This window comes from Nonomuraea diastatica, assembly GCF_004349015.1.
Taxonomy (GTDB): Bacteria; Actinomycetota; Actinomycetes; order Streptosporangiales; family Streptosporangiaceae; genus Nonomuraea; species Nonomuraea diastatica.
In genome coordinates this window covers 23,698-40,697 of sequence record NZ_SMKP01000087.1, presented here as the reverse complement: position 1 = coordinate 40,697, position 17,000 = coordinate 23,698, and the positions used below count along the sequence as shown (strand labels likewise).

Sequence of the window (17,000 nt, the reverse complement as noted above, 5' to 3'; positions counted from 1 at the left end):
CCTTGAGCTCCCGCACCGCCTGGGCCGTCGAGTCCGCCACATACGCGACCCCCGCCGCCACGTGCCCGGCCGCCGTCCCCCCGCGCGCCGCGTAGTCCGCGACCAGCGCCGCCTTCTCCGCGTCCCCGATGTGCATGCCGAGCAACATGGGCAGGCCGCGCGCCGCCGCCAGCCCCACCGTCGACTCCGAGGTGCACGCGACGACCGGCCGCATCGCCGCCTCCGGCACCACCCCGACCTCCCTGAACCGGAAGAACTCCCCGCCGGCCGCCACCCGGCCCCGGGAAAGGGCGTCGAGCAGCACGTCGAGCGACTCGCCGAAGCCCCGCTCGAACCGTTCGGCCCCCGTGCCGAACACCTCCAGGTCCACCCACGGCCCGCCCCTGCCCACGCCCAGCGTGAACCGACCGCGGGAAAGGTGGTGCAACATCGCCGCCTGCTCGGCCAGCGCCACCGGATGCTGCGTGGACAACACGCTCACGGCCGTGCCCAGCCCGATGCGGGTGGTCCTGCCGATGGCGACCGCCGCCAGGGTGGTCGCCGAGGGGCACACGCCGTAGGACATGAAATGGTGCTCGGCGATCCACGCGTCGTCGAACCCCGCCTCCTCCGCCGCCACGATCAGCTCGACGGCGTCGGACAGCACACGCCCCGCTTCCTGGCCGGGAAACTGCGCCGCGATCAGAAAAATGCCGATTCGCACCTGAGCCATCATGGCGGTCATCCGGAAAGAGCCGCCACCCGGAAAGCCTCGCCCCTCAGAAAAGTCTCGCCCCAGCGCGCCTCGCCTCCCAGAGCCTCCCAGAGCCTCCGGTGAGCCTGCGGTCAGCCGAAGAGCGTCGCCTGCCCCTCGCCTGCCAGCGGATCCCGGTGCTGCTTCAGGTGCCGCCACTGCGGCAGATCGTCCAGGTAGGACCACGAAAGACGATGGTGCGGGGTGGGCCCCAGCCGGGCTAGGGCCTCCTGGTGCAGCGGCGACGGGTAGCCGGCGTTCTCGCCGAAACCGTACTCGTCGCAGCCGATCGTCCCCATGTAGGCGTCGCGCCGCACCTTGGCCAGCACGGACGCCGCCGCGACCGAGATGCTCGCGGCGTCCCCCTTGATCTCCAGCCGCACCGGCCAGGGCGGACCGATGTAGTCGTGCTTGCCGTCGAGGATCACCGCGTCGGGGCGCGCGGGCAGAGCCTCCAGCGCCTGGCGGGCCGCCCTGCGCAGGGCCCGCGTCATGCCGAGCGCGTCGATCTCCTCGTGGGTGGCCTCGCCGTAGCCGACGCCGACCGCCCACGCGGCCAGCTCGGCGGCGAGCGGCGGACGTTTGGCGGCCGAGACCTGCTTGGAGTCCGTCAGGCCCGCCGGCGGCTCGGACAGGTCGGTGACCACGGCGCAGACGGTGACCGGGCCCGCCCACGCGCCCCTGCCCACCTCGTCGACGCCCGCGACCGTGCGGACGCTGTGCTGGGAGAGCAGGAGGTGCTCGATGTCGTACGTCGGCGCCATAGGGGCAGACGCTATCGCCTCCACGACCGGCCCGGGGGCGCGGCGGCACCGTACCCATGGGGCGGCGGCTCACTCGCCGAACGACCGGCCCACCACGTCCTTGGTCGAGCGGACCGGCCGGTCGGGCCAGTCGGCGAGCATGTCGTCCTCGGGGCGCCGCCGCTCCGCCGGGCGTACCGGATCGAGGTCGGCCGCGATGTAGCGGGCGGCCACGTGGATGGCCCGCAGCGTCACCGACACCGACGGCCGGTTGACGCTGGAGCTCCTGGCGACGGCGTGCACGTCGCGTCCCACCGGGTTGCCGGGGAACTGCCGCACGGCCAGTCCCCGCACCCCGGCGGCCAGCGCCAGCGAGGGCACGGCGGCGATGCCGATGCCCTTGGCGACGAGCGACAGGATGGTCCCCAGCCCTTCGAACTCCCACGGCGTCGGCCGGGTGCCGCCCACGTCCACCAGCAGGCGGTCCACGGCCAGCCGCGACGGCTCGCCGTCGGGCGTGGCCATCCACGCCTCGTCCCGCAGCTCGCGCAGGTCCAGCGGCACCTCGGGGTCGGCCAGGCGGTGCTTGCGCGGGACGACCAGCACCAGGGGGTCGTGCAGCAGGGGGAACACCCGCAGGCTCTCGCTGTCACGCACCCGGCCGTACCAGTCGTCCACGAGCGCGATGTCCACCTCGCCCGACTGCACCTCGCGCAGTCCACGCCCCGACCGGCTCTGCCCCAGCCGCAGCGTGAGCTCCGTGTGGCGGCGCAGCGAGCGCGCGAGCGCGGGCGCGAACGCCACCGCCGCCGTCGGGAAGGCGGTGACGACCACCCGTCCCGCGGGTTTGCCCGCGTGCGCCGACAGGTCGGACTCGGCCTCCTCGACCATGGACAGGATGCGCTCCGCGTGTATGACGAGCCGGCGGCCCGCGTCGGTGAGCTCGGCGCTGCGCGCGGTCCTGTCGATCAGCGCCGTGCCGGTCTCGCGTTCGAGCGCGACGAGTTGCTGCGAGACGGCCGAAGGACTGTACCCCAGCGACTCGGCAGTCGCCGAGATGCTTCCTCGGCGTGCGAATTCGCAGATCAGCACCAAACGCCGCAATTCCAGCATCAGACTTCCTTATGCCTACCCATGAAAAGCCTCGCTTGTCCTGATGCCTGATGGCAACCACCCTGGGAACGTGACAAACATGACGGTAACTCTGTCCGCCACTCTGGCGGCAAATGAGGACATCGAACGAAGACGACGCGCCGGGGAACGTGTGCTGCACCTGGCCTTCGGTGAGGCCGGTCTGCCCGTCCACCCGGCGCTGCGCGAGAGGCTGGCCGCCGCATCGGAGCACAACGGTTACGGACCGGTCGCGGGGGCGTCCGGGTTGCGGATCGCGGCGGCGGGCTACTGGACACGACGGGGGCTCATCACCGACCCCGAACTGGTCGTCTGCGGACCCGGCAGCAAGTCACTGCTGTACGGCCTGCTCCTGGCGATCGGCGGAGACATCGTCTTGCCCATGCCCAGCTGGGTCAGCTACGCCGCGCAGGCCGATCTCGTGGGCTCACGCCCCATCCTGGTGCCCGCACCTCCAGGAGAGGGCGGAGTGCCCGACCCCGACCTGGTGGCCGCCCAGGTGCGGCTGGCCAGGGCACAGGGCAGGACCGTGCGCTCGGTACTGGTCACGCTGCCCGACAACCCGACGGGACGGCTGGCCACGCCGGCGAACGTGGGCCGCCTGGTGGAGGTCGCCCGCGAGCTCGACCTGATGATCATTTCGGACGAGATCTACCGCGACCTGCTGCACGACCCCTCCCTGCCGTACGCCTCCCCGGCCGACCTCGCACCCGAGCGCACGATCGTCACCACGGGCCTCAGCAAGAGCCTGGCCCTGGGCGGCTGGCGGATCGGCGTCGCCCGCCTCCCTGACGACGGTCACGCGCTGCGTGCCCGCCTGCTCGCGGTGGCCAGCGAGATCTGGTCGGCACCCGCGGCGCCCGTACAGGAGGCCGCGGCCTACGCCTTCAGCGATCCGCGCGAACTGACCGAGCGCATCACCCGCAGCCGCCGGCTGCACGGCCTGGTCGCGCGGGCCGTACGCGACAGGTTCCTGGAGATCGGCGCCGACGTGCCCACCCCGCAGGGCGGCTTCTACCTCTACCCCGACCTCAGCCACCTGAGACTCGGCGGCTCCGCCGAGATCACCAAACTTCTGCTGGAGAACCACGGCATCGGCGTCCTGCCGGGACACGCCTTCGGCGACGACCCCGCCGCGGCCCGGGTGAGGGTGGCGGTGAGCCTGCTCTACGGCGAGACCGCCCAGGAGCGGCTGACCGCTCTGACCAGCCCCGACCCGCTCCAGCTCCCATGGATCGCGGCCAGCCTCAACCACCTGTCGAGGGGCCTGAAAGAGCTCGGCGCGACAGCCGGACAGGCGCCCGCGCTCGTCCCCGCGCCCTGCGGCGGTTAGGCGATCCTTTTCCCGAAGGCCCCCGTAAGCCGGTTGCCCCACCCCCCACAAGGGTCTCGTCAACCTGCGGAAACACCCGATCCGCAGCCACCGGCGAACACGTTCCCCCGCGCATGAACACCCGCGCTCACCATGTGCCCATGCCCGCTCCGGGCTCCTGGCGGCTCGCCATGAGGCCGGCAGCGGCCGAGGTGACCTGATCATCCGTCCGTCACGGCCCCGCCCGAACTTTCTGGGCGGGGCCGGTATTTTTGCCTGCCGGCCGGCGCTCTGTATGACACGCCCCCGCGGTGTGCTCGGTGTCGATCTGAGTGTCATACCCAGCCGACCTTCAGCATGCAGGGGCGAGCTCAACGCCTGATTAACGGCGGATCAACGGCTCGGTGAACGATCAGCCGGCGTCTAGGTGACGAGCGACGATGGATCTATCATTTGGTACCAAATCATTCCATTGGCTTGGAGACAGACGGCATGGCTGGTCAGAGCGTTCCAGGCGGGCTGCGGTTCGCCGTGCTCGGTCCTGTCCGCGCGTGGCATGATGGCCGGGAACTCGACCTCGGCACCCCGCTTCAGCGTTCCATTCTCGGCATGCTGCTGCTGCGGGAAGGGCACGCGGTCACTCCCAACGAGATGATCGACGCGGTCTGGGGTGAGGACGCGCCGCCGCGGGCCCTGGGCGCTCTGCGCACCTACGTCTCCAGGCTCCGTACGGTGCTCGAACCCGACCGGCCCGCCCGGTCCCGCCCGGAGCTGCTGACGTCGATCGGCAGGGGCTACGCGCTGCGGCTGCCCGGCGACGCGCTCGACCTGACCCGCTTCGAGCGCGGGATCCGCGAGGCGGAGTCCGCGCGCAAGGCGGGCAAGCTGTCCGAGGCCGCCAGGGCGCTGCGGGCGGCGCTGTCGTTGTTCGAGGGCGAGCCGCTGGCCGGGGCCGTCGGGCCGTACGCCGAGCACCAGCGCGACCGGCTGATCGAGCGCCGCATCAGCGTGGTCGAGATCCTCATGGACGTCGACCTGGAGCTGGGCAACCACGCGAAGGTCGTCTCCGAGCTGATCGCGCTGACCGCCGACCATCCGCTGCGCGAGCGGCTGCGGGCCCAGCTCATGCTCGCCTACTACCGCTGCGGCCGGCAGGGTGACGCGCTCAACGTGTTCACCGAGACGCGCGAGGCGCTCGTCGACGAGCTGGGCATCGAGCCCGGCCCCGAGCTGAGCGCGCTGCACCAGCGCATCCTGGCCGCCGACCCCACGCTGGCCGCCGCGCCCGTCCCCGACGACGAGGCGTCCGCGGGCGAGCCGCAGGAGGAAGAGGAGCCGCAGGCGCTCGACCTGCCGCGCCCCGCGCAGCTGCCCGCCGCCGTCAGCGACTTCACCGGCCGCAAGGAGATCGCGGTACGCCTGCGCACGATGGTGTCGGCCGGCTCGCCCGCGCAGTCGTCGCCCGAGGGCGTGCCGGTGGTCGCGATCTCCGGCATCGGCGGCGTCGGCAAGACCGCGCTGGCCGTGCACGTCGCCCACCAGGTCGACGAGGTCTTCCCCGACGGCCAGCTCTACGCCGACCTGCGCGGCTACTCCGGCGAGGCCACCGCGCCCGAGTCGGCGCTCGGAGCGTTCCTGCGCGCGCTCGGCATCCCGCCGGACGTCATCCCCGAGGGGCTCGCGGAACGCTCCGCGCTCTACCGGTCGATCCTCGCCGAGCGCCGCATCCTCGTGCTGCTCGACAACGCCCGCGACGCCGAGCAGGTCAGCCCGCTGCTGCCCGGTTCGGCCGGGTGCGCGGCCATCGTCACCAGCAGGGGCAAGCTGGCCGACCTGCCGTCGGCGCGGCTGGTCGACCTCGACGTGATGGAGCCGGACGAGGCTCTGTCGTTGTTCGCCGCCGTGGCCGGGGCCGAGCGCGTCTCGGCCGAGCGCGGCGCGGCCATGGACGTGGTGGCTGCCTGTGGGTTCCTGCCGCTGGCGGTGCGGATCGTGGCCGCCAGGCTGGCCGCGCGCCCGTCGTGGACGGTTGCCTCTCTGGTGCCCAGGCTGGCCGACGAGCAGCGCCGCCTCGACGAGCTGCGGGTGGGCAACCTGGCCGTCGAGGCCACGTTCGCGCTCGGCTACGGGCAGCTGGACACCCCGCAGGCCCGCGCGTTCCGGCTGCTCGCGGTGCCCAACGGCCCCGACATCTCCTCGGGGGCCGCGGCGGCCGTGTTGTCGATGAGCGCGTTCGAGGCCGAGGAGGTGCTGGAGTCGCTCGTGGACGCCAGCCTGCTGGAGGCGCCCGCGCCGGGCCGCTACCGCTTCCACGACCTGCTCAAACTGTTCGCCAGGCGGGAGCTGGAGAAGACGGAACGGCCCCAGGCCAGGACGATGGCGCTGCGCCGGCTGCTCGGCTTCTACCTGGCCTCCGCCCAGTCCGCGCACCGGCTGGCGTACGAGGGCAGCATGATCTCGGCCAACCTGCTCGTGGTGGGGAGCGGGCGCTCGTTCACGAGCGTGGACGAGGCCGTGGCGTGGCTGATCGCCGAGGGCGACTCGTTGTTCGCCGCCATCAACCAGGCCGCCGCGTCCGCGCGTGCCGCCGAGCATCTCCTGCCCGCCGCCGACCTGCTGGTGGCGATGGAGCCGCTGCTGGAGTCGGGCACGCACACCCGCGAGTTCGACCAGAGCACCCGGGCGGTGCTGGCGGCCGCGCTGGCCATGGGCGACACCGCAGGCGAGCTGCGCGCCCGTTACGTGCTCGGCCGGGTGTTGTTCGCGGGCAACCGTCTGAGGGATGCCGAGGAACACTTCAGGCGCGTGGACGAGCTGTCGCGCGAGCGCGGCGAGAAGATCGTCACCGGTGAGGTGCTGAACGCCCTGGCCGTCGTGGTCGGCAGGCAGCGCCGCCACACCGAGGCGCTGGCCCTGTTCGACTCCGCGATGCGCTTCTACCGCGAGAACGGCGTGCCGGCCGGCGAGGCTCTGGTGCTCAGCTACTCGGCCCGCGACCACCTGGGACTGGGCCGCCCTGACGACGCGATCGCCGCCGCGGAGAAGGGTCTGGCCATCTTCACCGAGATCGGCAGCGGCGCCGGCACCGCACGCGCCCGCTACCACCTCGGCATCGTGCTCTCCCGGGTCGGCCGGCTCACCGAGGCCGTGCACCACCACGCCGAGTGCCTGGCCTTCTTCCGGGCCAGCAGGCAACGGGTCTGGGAGCAGCGCGTGTGCTCCAGGCTGGCCGAGACCTTCATCGCCGCCGAGCGTTACCCCGAGGCCGTACGCCACGCCGAGCAGGCCCTCGTGGTCTCCCGCGAGATCGGCCACCCCTACGGCGAGGCGCTCTCGCTCACCGTTCTCGGCAAGGCGCTGCGCGGTCTCGATCACGGGCCCGGCAGCGCGAGGAGGAGTCTCGACTGCCTACGGCAGGCTTTCGAGATCTTCTCCCGGCTCGGCGCTCCCGAGGCGGGCGATCTCAAGGTCCTGCTCGACGGCATCCCCACTGGCGAGCCCGTCGCCGGGACCGACGGCGAGAGCGTCGTCGAGTCCTGAGTACAGCTCGTCGTCCAGACGTGTCATCCACACATGGTTGATCAAGGCTGTCCTTAGGGAGTCACGATGTGCTCGTGATCGACTGAGGTTCAGCCCGGCCGGTCGTCCTTCGCCGCCACGCGTCGCTAGGGGGCCCGGTCATCGGGATGCTCCGCGAGGCGGCAGCCGCCTCACACAGACGACCGGCCGGACCTGACACGGCCCTCGAACCCCCCAAGGCCGTGTCTTGGCCTAGAGCCTCCACCCGGGGGGTCAACGTCCGATCAATGCCGGATCAAAGCAGGAAGTATCCCTCGGCGATGAGGGGCCTGACCGCGTCGGCGTTGGGGATCTCGCCGTCGCCGACCAGTTCGGCGATCACGTTGAGCAGCGGCCCGAGCGCCAGCTCGCCGTCGCAGACACCGGCCAGCGCGGCCTCCACCGTGCCGACCTCTCTCGTACGGCGCAGGCCCTGCGTCTGCCGCAACACGATGCGGATCGAATCTTCCGCGCCCGGCAGGCCGATCCGCTCGTCGAGCAGGCCGTCGACCGTACGCGGCCGCGCGGCGTCGAGGTCGCCGGCCCGGTGGGCGGCCGCGACGGCGTCGAGCACCGAGTCGACGTAGTCGCCGACCGGCAGGCTGACCTGATGGGTGAGCGCTTCCACGCGCACGACCGGGTCGAGCGTGCCCGAGTTGCGCATCGTGATCCAGCCGAATCCGATGGCCTCGACCTTGCGCTCCTCGAACCAGGACAACCAGCGGTCGTAGTGCTCTGTGTAGCTCCTGGTGCCCTGCTCGGCGGCGTCCCTCAGCCAGAGCTCGACGTATTCGGCGGGGTCCTGCACGTCGCGCTGCGCCACCCAGGCGTCGCAGCCGGTCTCGCGCAGCCAGCCGCCGACGCGGTCGTGCCAGTCTTCGCCTTCGACGTGCAGCCAGTTGGCCAGGAAGTGGGCCTGGCCGCCGGGGCTGAGATGGCGGGACGTCCCGCGGAGGAGGTCGCGGCAGAAGCCGTCGCCTTCGGCGCCCGACTCGCGGTAGGTCAGCCTGCCCTCTGGGGCGATCACGAACGGCGGGTTGCTCACGATGAGGTCGAACGACTCGTCCTCGACCGGCTCGAACATCGACCCGGTGCGCGCGTCCACCCCGGAGACGCCGGACAGCTCCCAGCTCAGCCTGGCCAGCTCAAGGGCCCGCGGGTTGAGGTCGGTGGCCACGATGTGCTCGGCCCGCCCGTCCAGGTGCAGCACCTGCACCCCGCACCCGGTGCCGAGGTCGAGCGCGCGCCCGACCGGGCGGCGGGTGACGAGCTGGGCCAGGTTGGCCGAGGCGCCGCCGGCCCCCACGACGTGGTCGGGCCGCAGCGCGGGGTCACCTGGCCGGACCTTGCGGTCGGAGACGAGGTAGCCGCCGGTCTCCCAGGGTTGCAGGTGGACGGTCGCGCGGACCTGGTCGCCATCGGTCTCGACCAGCCCGGATCGTATGACGTCGGGCGGGAGCGCGCTCGCCGGCACGGGAACGCCGAGCCACCACAGCCTGATCAGCGTCGCCAGCGGGTCGCCGTCGGCGGTGGCGCGCAGCGCCGGGACCAACTCCTCCCGGGACAGCGCGGAGGCGGCCATCGTGCCGAGGCGCTCGCGTACGCCGTCGATCGTGTAACCGGTCTCCAGGAGATGATCGCGCAGTCGTTCCACGAGCCCATCCTTTCATCGCGGACTCCTACGCATGATCCGATACCGAGAGCGTTCATACTGTTACCGATCTGCCCTGGCATTCTGCCTTCGCCGGGCATCCGGGACGCGATATGTCTAGAGAAGCCAGCGCGTCATCCGGAGGAGCGGACCCATGCTGATCCCCTGTTTGGCCTGCGATTCCCGATTTGTTCCCGATGATTACTTCCGCGCCTGCTCCAGCTACCACCGCGGCATGGACCTGGTCTCGTGGGCCTGCCCGCGCTGCGGCAACCGCGACGACCTGCGTGTGCTGCCGGGTGAGCTCGGGTTCGGCTATCCACACCAGGGCAGGTACGCCGTGCTCGCCCGCGTGCGCGTGCCGGGCCTGCGCAGGCAGCGCGGCGACATGCGGCTCGACATCTCGCTCGGCAGGGGCAGCTGGCAGGTGCCGGTGGTCGGCCGGCAACCGGTGACGGGACCGCCCGCCGGCGGCGTGATCGCCTGCCCCGCTATTCAGGTCGCTGACGCAGGCTCTGCCAGGCCGCCTCGCCCAGGCCCTTGATCTCCTCATCGGTCGGCGTGTGGGCGCCCGCGAACCACAGGCGGCACATCTCCTGTGCGGGTCCCAGCCACAACACGTAGCACATGGTCGGGTGTACGGGCTGGAGCAGCCCGTTCTTCATGTGCGGGCGCCACCAGTCGGAGACCTTGCGGAAGAACGCGCGGCGCTCCTCGGCCACCTCGGCGCCGCCAGGCTCGTTCTTACGGGGCGGGCGCTCGCTGACCAGCAGCCTGGCCCGCTCGGGGTGCTGGCCCGCCCAGCGCATGTGGAAGGCCACCACGGCCTCGATGCCGTCGCGGGCCTCCTCGTGGCTGACCAGCTCGGCGAGAAATGCGCTCTGGTAGGCCGTGAGGATCTCGGCGTACAACACGCCGAAGACATGTTCTTTGCTGGTGAAGTGGTGGTAGAAGCTGCCGACGCTCACACCGCTTTCCTCGCGGAGGCTGGCCAGCGTGGTGGCGGAGACCCCGTCCTGGCTGAACCGGCGGAGGGCACCCTCGATGATGCGGGTCCGGCCGTCGCGTCCGTTCTTGACACTCTTCACGCTGTCAATGGTGTGCCACCAGAACGTTATTCCGCAAATAGCCCGGCCTGATTGATCATAGCGGTCACCGCCACGGCCCCGGAGGCGGCCGTCATCTCGGCGTCCGGCCAGAACCTGCGGATGAGCCTGAGCACCCGCCGGTTCTCGCCCAGGACGTCCATCCCCACGGTCTTCGCCCCGCGTACGGCGGCCCGCATCAGCAGCGTGTCCACCAGCCGCGGCCCGAGCCCGAACCCCTGCCACCGGTCGGCCACCACCACGGCGATCTCCACGTCGCTGCACTCGCCCTGGTAGCTCATGGCGTGGCCGACGATCTCCCCGCCTTCGGCGGTGGCGATGAGGGCGTCGCGGTGTTCGTCCACCGTGAGCAGCACACGCACCAGCCCGGCGGCGGGGTTGGCGAAGCCGGTGAAGAAGCGGAGCGTCTGCGTGTGCAGCGACAAACCCGCCAGGAAGCGCCTGATCCGCTCCTCGTCGTCAGAGCAGGCCTGGCGGATCTGAGTTCCATGCATGAACTCAGCCTGCCCTGTCGCGCCTGAGTCTGTCAATTGAACTCAGGTATAATGACGAGATGAACGTGCCGTCTCGCATGGACTTCCGAGCGGACAACTGCTCGATCGAGCGCACCCTGGACATCGTCGGGGAGAAGTGGACCTTCCTCGTGCTGCGCGAGGCGTTCAGCGGCGTGCGGCGCTTCGCCGACATGCAGGTGATCACCGGCGCCCCCCGCCAGGTGCTCAGCGCCCGCCTGGCCCGGCTGGTCGACGAGGGCCTGCTGCGCAAAGAGCCCTACCGCGAGCCGGGGCAGCGCCAGCGCGACGAATACCGGCTGACCGACAAGGGCCGTGACCTCTATCCGCTGATGGTCGCGCTCATGCACTGGGGCGACAAATACCTGACGGACGACGACGACGGGCCGCCCGTCCGGCTCACCCACCGCGGGTGCGGCGCTCCCGTCGAGCAGCACTTCCGCTGCGCCGACGGCCACGAGGTGAGCGGCCCGCGCGAGGTCACGCCCATCCCCGGCGAGGGAGCCGAGTTCAGGAGCGCGTGAGCGGCCCGCCGCAGGTGGCGACCCTCCTTGCGCCTAGTCTTGAGAGCGTGTACCGGTTCCTTCTGACGCCTCGGTGGCTCGCGCTCCACGTGGTGGTGCTGCTGGTCATCCCCGCCTTCGTGTTCCTCGGGCGATGGCAGTTCGGGCGGTTCGAAGAACGGTCCGCCAACAGCGAGCGGGTCACCGCCAACATCGAGGCCACACCGGTGCCGCTGGAGCGGCTGGCGGCCCCCGGGCGGCCGGTCCGCGAGGACGACCGGTTCAGAAAGGTGACAGTGGCGGGCACGTACGACCCGTCCCACGCCCTGCTCGTCCGCCGGCGCCCTCAGGAGGGCAGGCCCGGCTACTACGTCCTGACCCCGCTCGTCACCGGGCCCGGCACGGCGGTGATCGTCAACAGGGGCTGGGTCAAGGCGGGCGCCACCGCCGACACCCCGCCCGAGGTCCCACCGCCCCCTGCCGGGCAGGTGACCGTCACCGGCCGGCTACGCCCGGGCGAGACCGAGGAGTCCAGCGGCATCCGCGAACGCTCAGGGCTGCCCCCTGGCCAGGTGCTGCTGATCGACATCGGCAGGATCGGGAAAGGGCTGCCGTACACGCTGGTGGGCGGCTACGTGGAGCTGACCGAGCAGCAGCCGCGGCCGGCCGCGGCGCCCGCTCCGGTGCCGGAGCCCGACGTGGGCGCCGGCGGCGGGCTCAACCTGGCCTACGGGGTCCAGTGGTGGTTGTTCATCGGCATCGCCATCGGCGGGTGGATCCTGCTGATCCGCCGCGAGGTGGCCGAGCGGAAGGCCGCGTCAGAAGGGTCGGAGGGCTCAGAGGCGTCGGAGGCCGAGGAAGCGGAGAGCACCCCCCGTTAGGGTGGTGCAGTGCGGCACATCACGTTCACCAACCTCTGCAATTTCCGCGACGTAGGCGGATATTTCACCAAAGATGGGCGCAGCGTCCGGTGGCAGCGGCTCTACCGAGCCGACTCCCTCGGCTGGCTGGCGGGAGACGATCTCACGACCTTCCGCGACTTGGGCGTACGCGCCGTCATCGACCTGCGGCACGCGTTCGAGATCGAGAAGAACGGCCGCGTGCCCGAGACCGACGACCTGCTCTACCAGAACCTGCCCATCGAGGGCAGACGCTGGGACACCGCCACCACCTACAACGAGGAGATCGGCATCGAGCGTTACCTCGCCAACCGCTACCTGGAGGTGACCGAGGACGGCGTGGCGAACCTCAGGACCGCGCTGGAGACCATCGCGCGGGCCGACAACGCCCCCACCGTCATCCACTGCGCCGCCGGCAAGGACCGCACCGGCGTGCTCACCGCGCTGGTCCTGTCGCTGGCGGGGGTCGGCGAGGACGACGTCGTGGCCGACTACGCGCTCACCGGGCTGGCCACCGACCGCTTCATCGCCGACTGGAGCAGAAGACACCCGGGCACGTCGACGTGGCCCGGGTTCGGTCTAGCCCCCGCCGAGGCCATGCGGCTCTTCCTGACCGACCTCGCGCACCGGCACGGCTCGGTCGAGGCGTACGCCGACCAGGTCCTCGGGATCGCCCAGGACACCATCGACGAGCTCCGCGGCCACCTGCTGGCCGAAGCACCTTGACAGGACTCGGCTCCCGATGTGTTGATCTCGGAGACCCAACGGATACGTCGCAGCTTGTTCGACGTTATCCCCTCGTCGTACGGTTACGTGCGTGACTACGCCGCTGCTTCCCGACCCAGACCCGAGGCGGCGCGACTACGTGATCATCTCCGCCGACGATCACCTGATCGAGCCTCCCGACCTGTTCGATGACCGGTTGCCGGAGAAATACGCCGAGGTCGCGCCCAAGGTCGTGGAGACCGAGGCGGGTCACCAGGTCTGGCGCTACGGCGGGGCCACCTACCCGTGCGCCGGCATCGACGTCGGCGCGGGGTTGCCCCGCGAGCAGTGGACCCTCGACCCCGTCAGGTTCGACAACATGCGCCCGGGCTGCCACGACATCGAGGCCCGCATCAAGGACATGGACGTCGCGGGCATCTGGGCCGCGCTCTGCTTCCCCGGCATGCTGGCCGGCCAGTCGGGCATGCCGTTCGCCAGGACCCGCGACCAGGAGCTCGGCCTGGCCCTGGTCAAGGCGTGGAACGAGTGGCACATCGACGTCTGGGCCGGCACCTACCCCGAGCGCGTCATCGGCCTGCAACTCCCGTGGCTGCCCGATCCCGACCTCGCCGCCAAGGAGATCCGCGCCAACGCCGCCAAGGGCTTCAAGGCCGTGGTGTTCCCCGAGTTCCCCACCCGGCTGCGGCTGCCGTCGATCCACTCCGGCCACTGGGACCCGTTCTTCGCGGCCTGCGAGGAGACCGGCACCGTCGTCGCCCTGCACACGGGCGACGCGTCGTGGTCGCCCGTGCCCTCCCCCGACACGCCCCTCGAAGCCATCACCACGCTGATGCCGACCAGCGCCATGTTCGCCTGCGCCGACTGGCTCTGGTCGGGGCTGCCGCTGCGCTTCCCGGCGCTGCGCATCCTCATCGTGGAGGGCGGCGTCGGCTGGCTGCCGATGCTGGCCGAGCGCGCCGACTACGCCCTCGACCACCCGGTCGCCGGTGAGGCGTCATGGGAGGGCGGGCTCAAGCCCAGCGAGGTGCTGCGCCGCAACTTCTTCTTCGGCACGCGCGACGACCACGCGCTGTCGGGGGTGCGGCTCGCCGTCGGCCTCGACCACGTGCTCCAGGAGAGCGGCTATCCCCACTCGGACTCGACCTGGCCCGACACCCAGAAGTCGGTGGCGCACAACCTCGGCGCGCTGCCACCCGCCGACATCGCGCGGGTCGCCTACGGCAACGCGGCCCGCCTCTTCGGCCACCCGCTGCCGTCGCGCGCCTGGCTGCGGATGGAGGAGATCTAGGCCAGACCTAGGCCTGTTCGAGGCCCTCGACGCGGCCCTCGATGATGGTGCGCTCGTGCTGGACGTAGCGCCCGCTCTCGCCCAGCAGGGAGGCGAGCAGCCACAGGAACACGCCGAAGTCGTCGGCGACGCCGATCAGCATCAGGAAGTCGGGCAGGACGTCGACCGGCGACAGGATGTAGACCACGCCGAGCGCGAGCAGGCCCAGCTTGCCCTTGCCCATGCCGTCGTACTGCCCGCGCATGACCGCGCCGATCATCCGCGGGATCGCCCGGACCCTGGTCATCAACGCGGGCGACCCGGGTTTGGTCACCTCGCGATAGGTCCGCCACGCCGCCGCCGCGCGTGCTGCCTTAGCCATCATGACAACCCCCTACCCCTGGCTCTTCACGACATAACGCGTCGCCGCGGCCACGAGTTCCTGCCGATCAGGCCAGCGCCGCATGCTCGAACGGGCGGGCCCGCTCGACCTGCGCCGCCACCCTGATCAGCAGATCCTCCCGGCCGGCCGCCGCCACCAGCTGCACGCCCACCGGCAACCCCGCCGCGGTCCTGTGCAGGGGCAACGAGACGGCGGGCTGCCCGGTCGCGTTGACCGGCGAGGTGTAGGCCACGGCGTGCGCCGTCCTGCCGAGGCTCACGCTGAGGTCGGTGGCCGGGATCCAGCCCAGCGGGAACGGCGCGACCCCCAGCGACGGCATCAGCAGCAGATCGTGGCCGGCGCCCCACCAGGCGGACATGCGCCGGCGGAAGCCGTCGATCCACTGCGTGGCCAGGATGTGGTCGGCCGCGCTGTGTCCCTGGGCCGCGCCGACCATGGCGGCGTTACGCGGCTCCAGCTCCTCCACGTCCACGGGCTTGCCGCGCGCCGCGCCCAGGCCCGCGACCTGCGCGGCCAGGTTGTTGGCCACGATGGCGCCGAAATGCCGGGGAAAGTCCGGCTCCGCGAGCGCCTCAGGACCTCCTGGCGCGACGTCATGACCCAGCGACTCCAGCAGCTCCGCGGCCCTCGTCACGGCCTCGGCGACCTCGGGCGCCTCCGGCACGTCACCCCTGGGATGCGTGGCGAGGAACCCGATCCGCAACCGCCCGGGATCCGCCCCCACCTCCGCGGCCAGCGGGCCCGGCAGCGCCGGGGCGTCGTACGGGTCGCCAGGACGCATGCCCGCGACGACGTCGATCGCCGCCGCCGTGTCACGCACGCTCCTGCTGACGAAGCCCGGGCACGAGAACCCGCTCCACCCCTCTCCCATGGCCGGGCCCAGGCTCACCCGGCCGCGCGTCGGCTTGAGCCCCACCAGGCCGCACACGGACGCGGGAATGCGGATCGAGCCGCCTCCGTCGCTGGCGGTGGCCAGCGCCACCATCCCGGCCGCCACCGCCGCCGCCGAGCCGCCGCTCGACCCGCCCGCGGAATACGCCGGATCGTACGGGTTGCGCGTGGGCCCGAACGCCAGCGGCTCCGTGGTGATCGTGGAGCCGAACTCCGGGGTGTTGGTCCGCCCGAGCACGACGAACCCGGCCTCGCGCAGGCTGACGACGCCGTACCCGTCCGGGGCGTCCACGGCGCCGTCGCGCACAGAGGAGCCCGCGCTGTACGGCTCACCCGCCTGCCGCCAGCCCAGGTCCTTGAGCAGGATCGGCACCCCTCTGAAGGGCGCGTCCGCCGGAATGGCGTCGATCTCGGCCAGCGCCCGTTCGAAACGGCGGTGGATGACCGCGTTCAGCTCGCCGTCGCGGGCCTCGATGCGGGCGATCGCGGCCTCCGCCAGCTCGCGCGCCGAGACCTGCCCCTCCCTGACCGCCCGCGCCTGGGCGAGCGCGTCCAGCCTCAGTACGTCGTCCACGTCGCCTCCTACGCCTGGGGAGCCAGGTCACGCACCGCCTGGTCGATGGAGACCTCGCCTCCGGGGATGAGGGCGAGGACGGGGGTGTCGAGCCTGTTGTCCACGTACTGCTGGATCCTGGCGCGGCAGGTGGCCGCGTCGCCGTGCACGATGAGGTCGTCGACCACCTCGTCGGGGATGGCCTTCAGCGCGGCCTGCCGGTCGCCGGCCGCCCAGGCCTCGTGCATCGGCCGCAGCGTCTCGCCGCGCCCCAGCCAGTCGTGGAAGGCGGCGTAGACCGGGACGGTCAGGTAGCCGGCCAGCATCCGCCTGGCCATCTCGCGCACCTGGGCGGCGTCCTCGCTCACGCAGACGAACAAGCGGGCGATCAGCTCGGTGCCGGGGCCGATCTCGGCGCGCACGCGGCGTACGTCATGCGGGGAGAGCCAGTTGGTGATGGCGCCGTCGGCCTCGGCGGCGGCCAGCCGCAACATGCCCGGCCGCAGCGCCGCCAGCACGATCTTCGGCGGCGCCTTCGGGGCCCGCTCCAGCCGGAACCCCTTGACCTCGAACGTCTCGTACGCCTCCGAGACCTTCTCGCCGGCCAGCGCCCTCTTGAGGAAGCGCAGCGTGTCGCGGGTGCGCGCGTACGGCTTGTCGAAGGTGCCGGCGTTCCACCGCTCCACGATGGCCGGGGACGACGCCCCGATGCCCAGCACGAACCGCTCGGGCGCCAGATCGGCCAGCGTGGCCGCGGACATGGCCAGCAGCCCGGGACCGCGCGTCGAGACGGGCACGATGGCGCTGCCCAGCCTGATCCCCGGCGCCCACTGCGCGGTCAGCGCCAGCGGCGTGAACCCGTCGACGCCGTTCACCTCGGCCGACCACGCGTCGGTGTAGCCGAGGCCGGGCAACTGCGCGATCAGCTCCTGCGACCTCGCGAGCGAGCGGTCGTAGAAGGGAATGGTCATGCCCCACTTCTGCGTCATGCACGGCCTCCAGCTCCGTTGCG

At 71.7% G+C, this 17,000-nt stretch carries 16 protein-coding genes; 7 read left to right on the top strand and 9 right to left on the bottom strand.

What is annotated here, in order from left to right; translation table 11 throughout:
- The 3 genes from E1294_RS28020 to E1294_RS28010 form a co-directional block, all read right to left on the bottom strand.
- Nucleotides 1-703 (bottom strand): LLM class flavin-dependent oxidoreductase (locus E1294_RS28020; protein WP_132513206.1); only part of this gene is annotated, 703 nt, incomplete at its 3' end.
- Between the two features lie 122 nt (nt 704-825).
- Entirely contained in the window at nt 826-1,497 is a 672-nt protein-coding gene (locus tag E1294_RS28015; RefSeq protein ID WP_132513204.1) for a ribonuclease HII, read from the bottom strand.
- A 69-nt stretch (nt 1,498-1,566) separates the two neighbouring features.
- A complete protein-coding gene (locus tag E1294_RS28010) occupies nt 1,567-2,589 on the bottom strand; it encodes a LysR family transcriptional regulator (protein WP_246083328.1) in 1,023 nt (340 codons plus the stop codon).
- Nucleotides 2,590-2,668: 79 nt separating this feature from the next.
- Here E1294_RS28010 and E1294_RS28005 point away from each other — a divergent pair, with 79 nt between their 5' ends.
- Entirely contained in the window at nt 2,669-3,940 is a 1,272-nt protein-coding gene (locus E1294_RS28005) for a pyridoxal phosphate-dependent aminotransferase (RefSeq protein WP_132513202.1), read from the top strand.
- Between the two features lie 471 nt (nt 3,941-4,411).
- Complete coding sequence (locus tag E1294_RS28000; RefSeq protein WP_132513200.1) at nt 4,412-7,459, top strand: AfsR/SARP family transcriptional regulator; 3,048 nt, start codon at nt 4,412-4,414, stop codon at nt 7,457-7,459.
- 274 nt (nt 7,460-7,733) lie between these two features.
- Here the strand turns inward: E1294_RS28000 and E1294_RS27995 are convergent, their stop codons facing one another.
- On the bottom strand, nt 7,734-9,131 hold the full coding sequence (locus E1294_RS27995; RefSeq protein WP_132513198.1) for a DUF7059 domain-containing protein: 1,398 nt from the start codon (nt 9,129-9,131) through the stop codon (nt 7,734-7,736).
- A 151-nt stretch (nt 9,132-9,282) separates the two neighbouring features.
- On the opposite strand from E1294_RS27995, the gene E1294_RS27990 reads away from it, so the two are divergent.
- Nucleotides 9,283-9,672 (top strand): hypothetical protein, encoded by a 390-nt coding sequence (locus tag E1294_RS27990; RefSeq protein ID WP_246083327.1) that lies wholly within the window; start codon nt 9,283-9,285, stop codon nt 9,670-9,672.
- Here E1294_RS27990 and E1294_RS27985 read toward each other — a convergent pair.
- Nucleotides 9,620-10,216 (bottom strand): TetR/AcrR family transcriptional regulator, encoded by a 597-nt coding sequence (locus tag E1294_RS27985; protein WP_132513196.1) that lies wholly within the window; start codon nt 10,214-10,216, stop codon nt 9,620-9,622. The two genes, E1294_RS27990 and E1294_RS27985, sit on opposite strands and share 53 nt — an antisense overlap.
- Before the next feature lie 26 nt (nt 10,217-10,242).
- The gene (locus E1294_RS27980; RefSeq protein WP_132513194.1) at nt 10,243-10,728 is read right to left on the bottom strand and encodes a GNAT family N-acetyltransferase; all 486 of its coding nucleotides are present in this window, start codon (nt 10,726-10,728) and stop codon (nt 10,243-10,245) included.
- A 59-nt stretch (nt 10,729-10,787) separates the two neighbouring features.
- On the opposite strand from E1294_RS27980, the gene E1294_RS27975 reads away from it, so the two are divergent.
- The 4 genes from E1294_RS27975 (at nt 10,788) to E1294_RS27960 (ending at nt 14,162) form a co-directional block, all read left to right on the top strand.
- The gene (locus tag E1294_RS27975) at nt 10,788-11,270 is read left to right on the top strand and encodes a winged helix-turn-helix transcriptional regulator (RefSeq protein WP_132513192.1); all 483 of its coding nucleotides are present in this window, start codon (nt 10,788-10,790) and stop codon (nt 11,268-11,270) included.
- A 47-nt stretch (nt 11,271-11,317) separates the two neighbouring features.
- Nucleotides 11,318-12,130 (top strand): SURF1 family cytochrome oxidase biogenesis protein, encoded by an 813-nt coding sequence (locus tag E1294_RS27970; protein WP_132513190.1) that lies wholly within the window; start codon nt 11,318-11,320, stop codon nt 12,128-12,130.
- Between the two features lie 9 nt (nt 12,131-12,139).
- Entirely contained in the window at nt 12,140-12,874 is a 735-nt protein-coding gene (locus tag E1294_RS27965; protein ID WP_132513188.1) for a tyrosine-protein phosphatase, read from the top strand.
- A 91-nt stretch (nt 12,875-12,965) separates the two neighbouring features.
- A complete protein-coding gene (locus E1294_RS27960) occupies nt 12,966-14,162 on the top strand; it encodes an amidohydrolase family protein (protein ID WP_132513186.1) in 1,197 nt (398 codons plus the stop codon).
- A 7-nt stretch (nt 14,163-14,169) separates the two neighbouring features.
- Here E1294_RS27960 and E1294_RS27955 read toward each other — a convergent pair whose 3' ends face one another.
- From E1294_RS27955 to E1294_RS27945, 3 genes are all read right to left on the bottom strand, one after another.
- Nucleotides 14,170-14,526: a YkvA family protein gene (locus E1294_RS27955; RefSeq protein ID WP_246083326.1), complete on the bottom strand. Its 357-nt coding sequence runs from the start codon at nt 14,524-14,526 to the stop codon at nt 14,170-14,172.
- 64 nt (nt 14,527-14,590) lie between these two features.
- Nucleotides 14,591-16,009, bottom strand: coding sequence for an amidase (locus E1294_RS27950; RefSeq protein WP_220447974.1), 1,419 nt, complete (start codon nt 16,007-16,009; stop codon nt 14,591-14,593).
- 8 nt (nt 16,010-16,017) lie between these two features.
- Entirely contained in the window at nt 16,018-16,977 is a 960-nt protein-coding gene (locus tag E1294_RS27945) for an LLM class F420-dependent oxidoreductase (RefSeq protein WP_132513184.1), read from the bottom strand.
- Nucleotides 16,978-17,000 lie beyond the last annotated feature (23 nt).

Excerpts from the sequence above, each read along its gene's own strand:
- E1294_RS28015 (WP_132513204.1), bottom strand. The coding sequence starts at position 1,497 with ATGGCGCCGACGTACGACATCGAGCACCTCCTGCTCTCCCAGCACAGC.
- E1294_RS28010 (WP_246083328.1), bottom strand. The coding sequence starts at position 2,589 with ATGCTGGAATTGCGGCGTTTGGTGCTGATCTGCGAATTCGCACGCCGA.
- E1294_RS28005 (WP_132513202.1), top strand. The coding sequence starts at position 2,669 with ATGACGGTAACTCTGTCCGCCACTCTGGCGGCAAATGAGGACATCGAA.
- E1294_RS28000 (WP_132513200.1), top strand. The coding sequence starts at position 4,412 with ATGGCTGGTCAGAGCGTTCCAGGCGGGCTGCGGTTCGCCGTGCTCGGT.
- E1294_RS27990 (WP_246083327.1), top strand. The coding sequence starts at position 9,283 with ATGCTGATCCCCTGTTTGGCCTGCGATTCCCGATTTGTTCCCGATGAT.
- E1294_RS27980 (WP_132513194.1), bottom strand. The coding sequence starts at position 10,728 with ATGCATGGAACTCAGATCCGCCAGGCCTGCTCTGACGACGAGGAGCGG.
- E1294_RS27975 (WP_132513192.1), top strand. The coding sequence starts at position 10,788 with ATGAACGTGCCGTCTCGCATGGACTTCCGAGCGGACAACTGCTCGATC.
- E1294_RS27955 (WP_246083326.1), bottom strand. The coding sequence starts at position 14,526 with ATGATGGCTAAGGCAGCACGCGCGGCGGCGGCGTGGCGGACCTATCGC.
- E1294_RS27945 (WP_132513184.1), bottom strand. The coding sequence starts at position 16,977 with ATGACGCAGAAGTGGGGCATGACCATTCCCTTCTACGACCGCTCGCTC.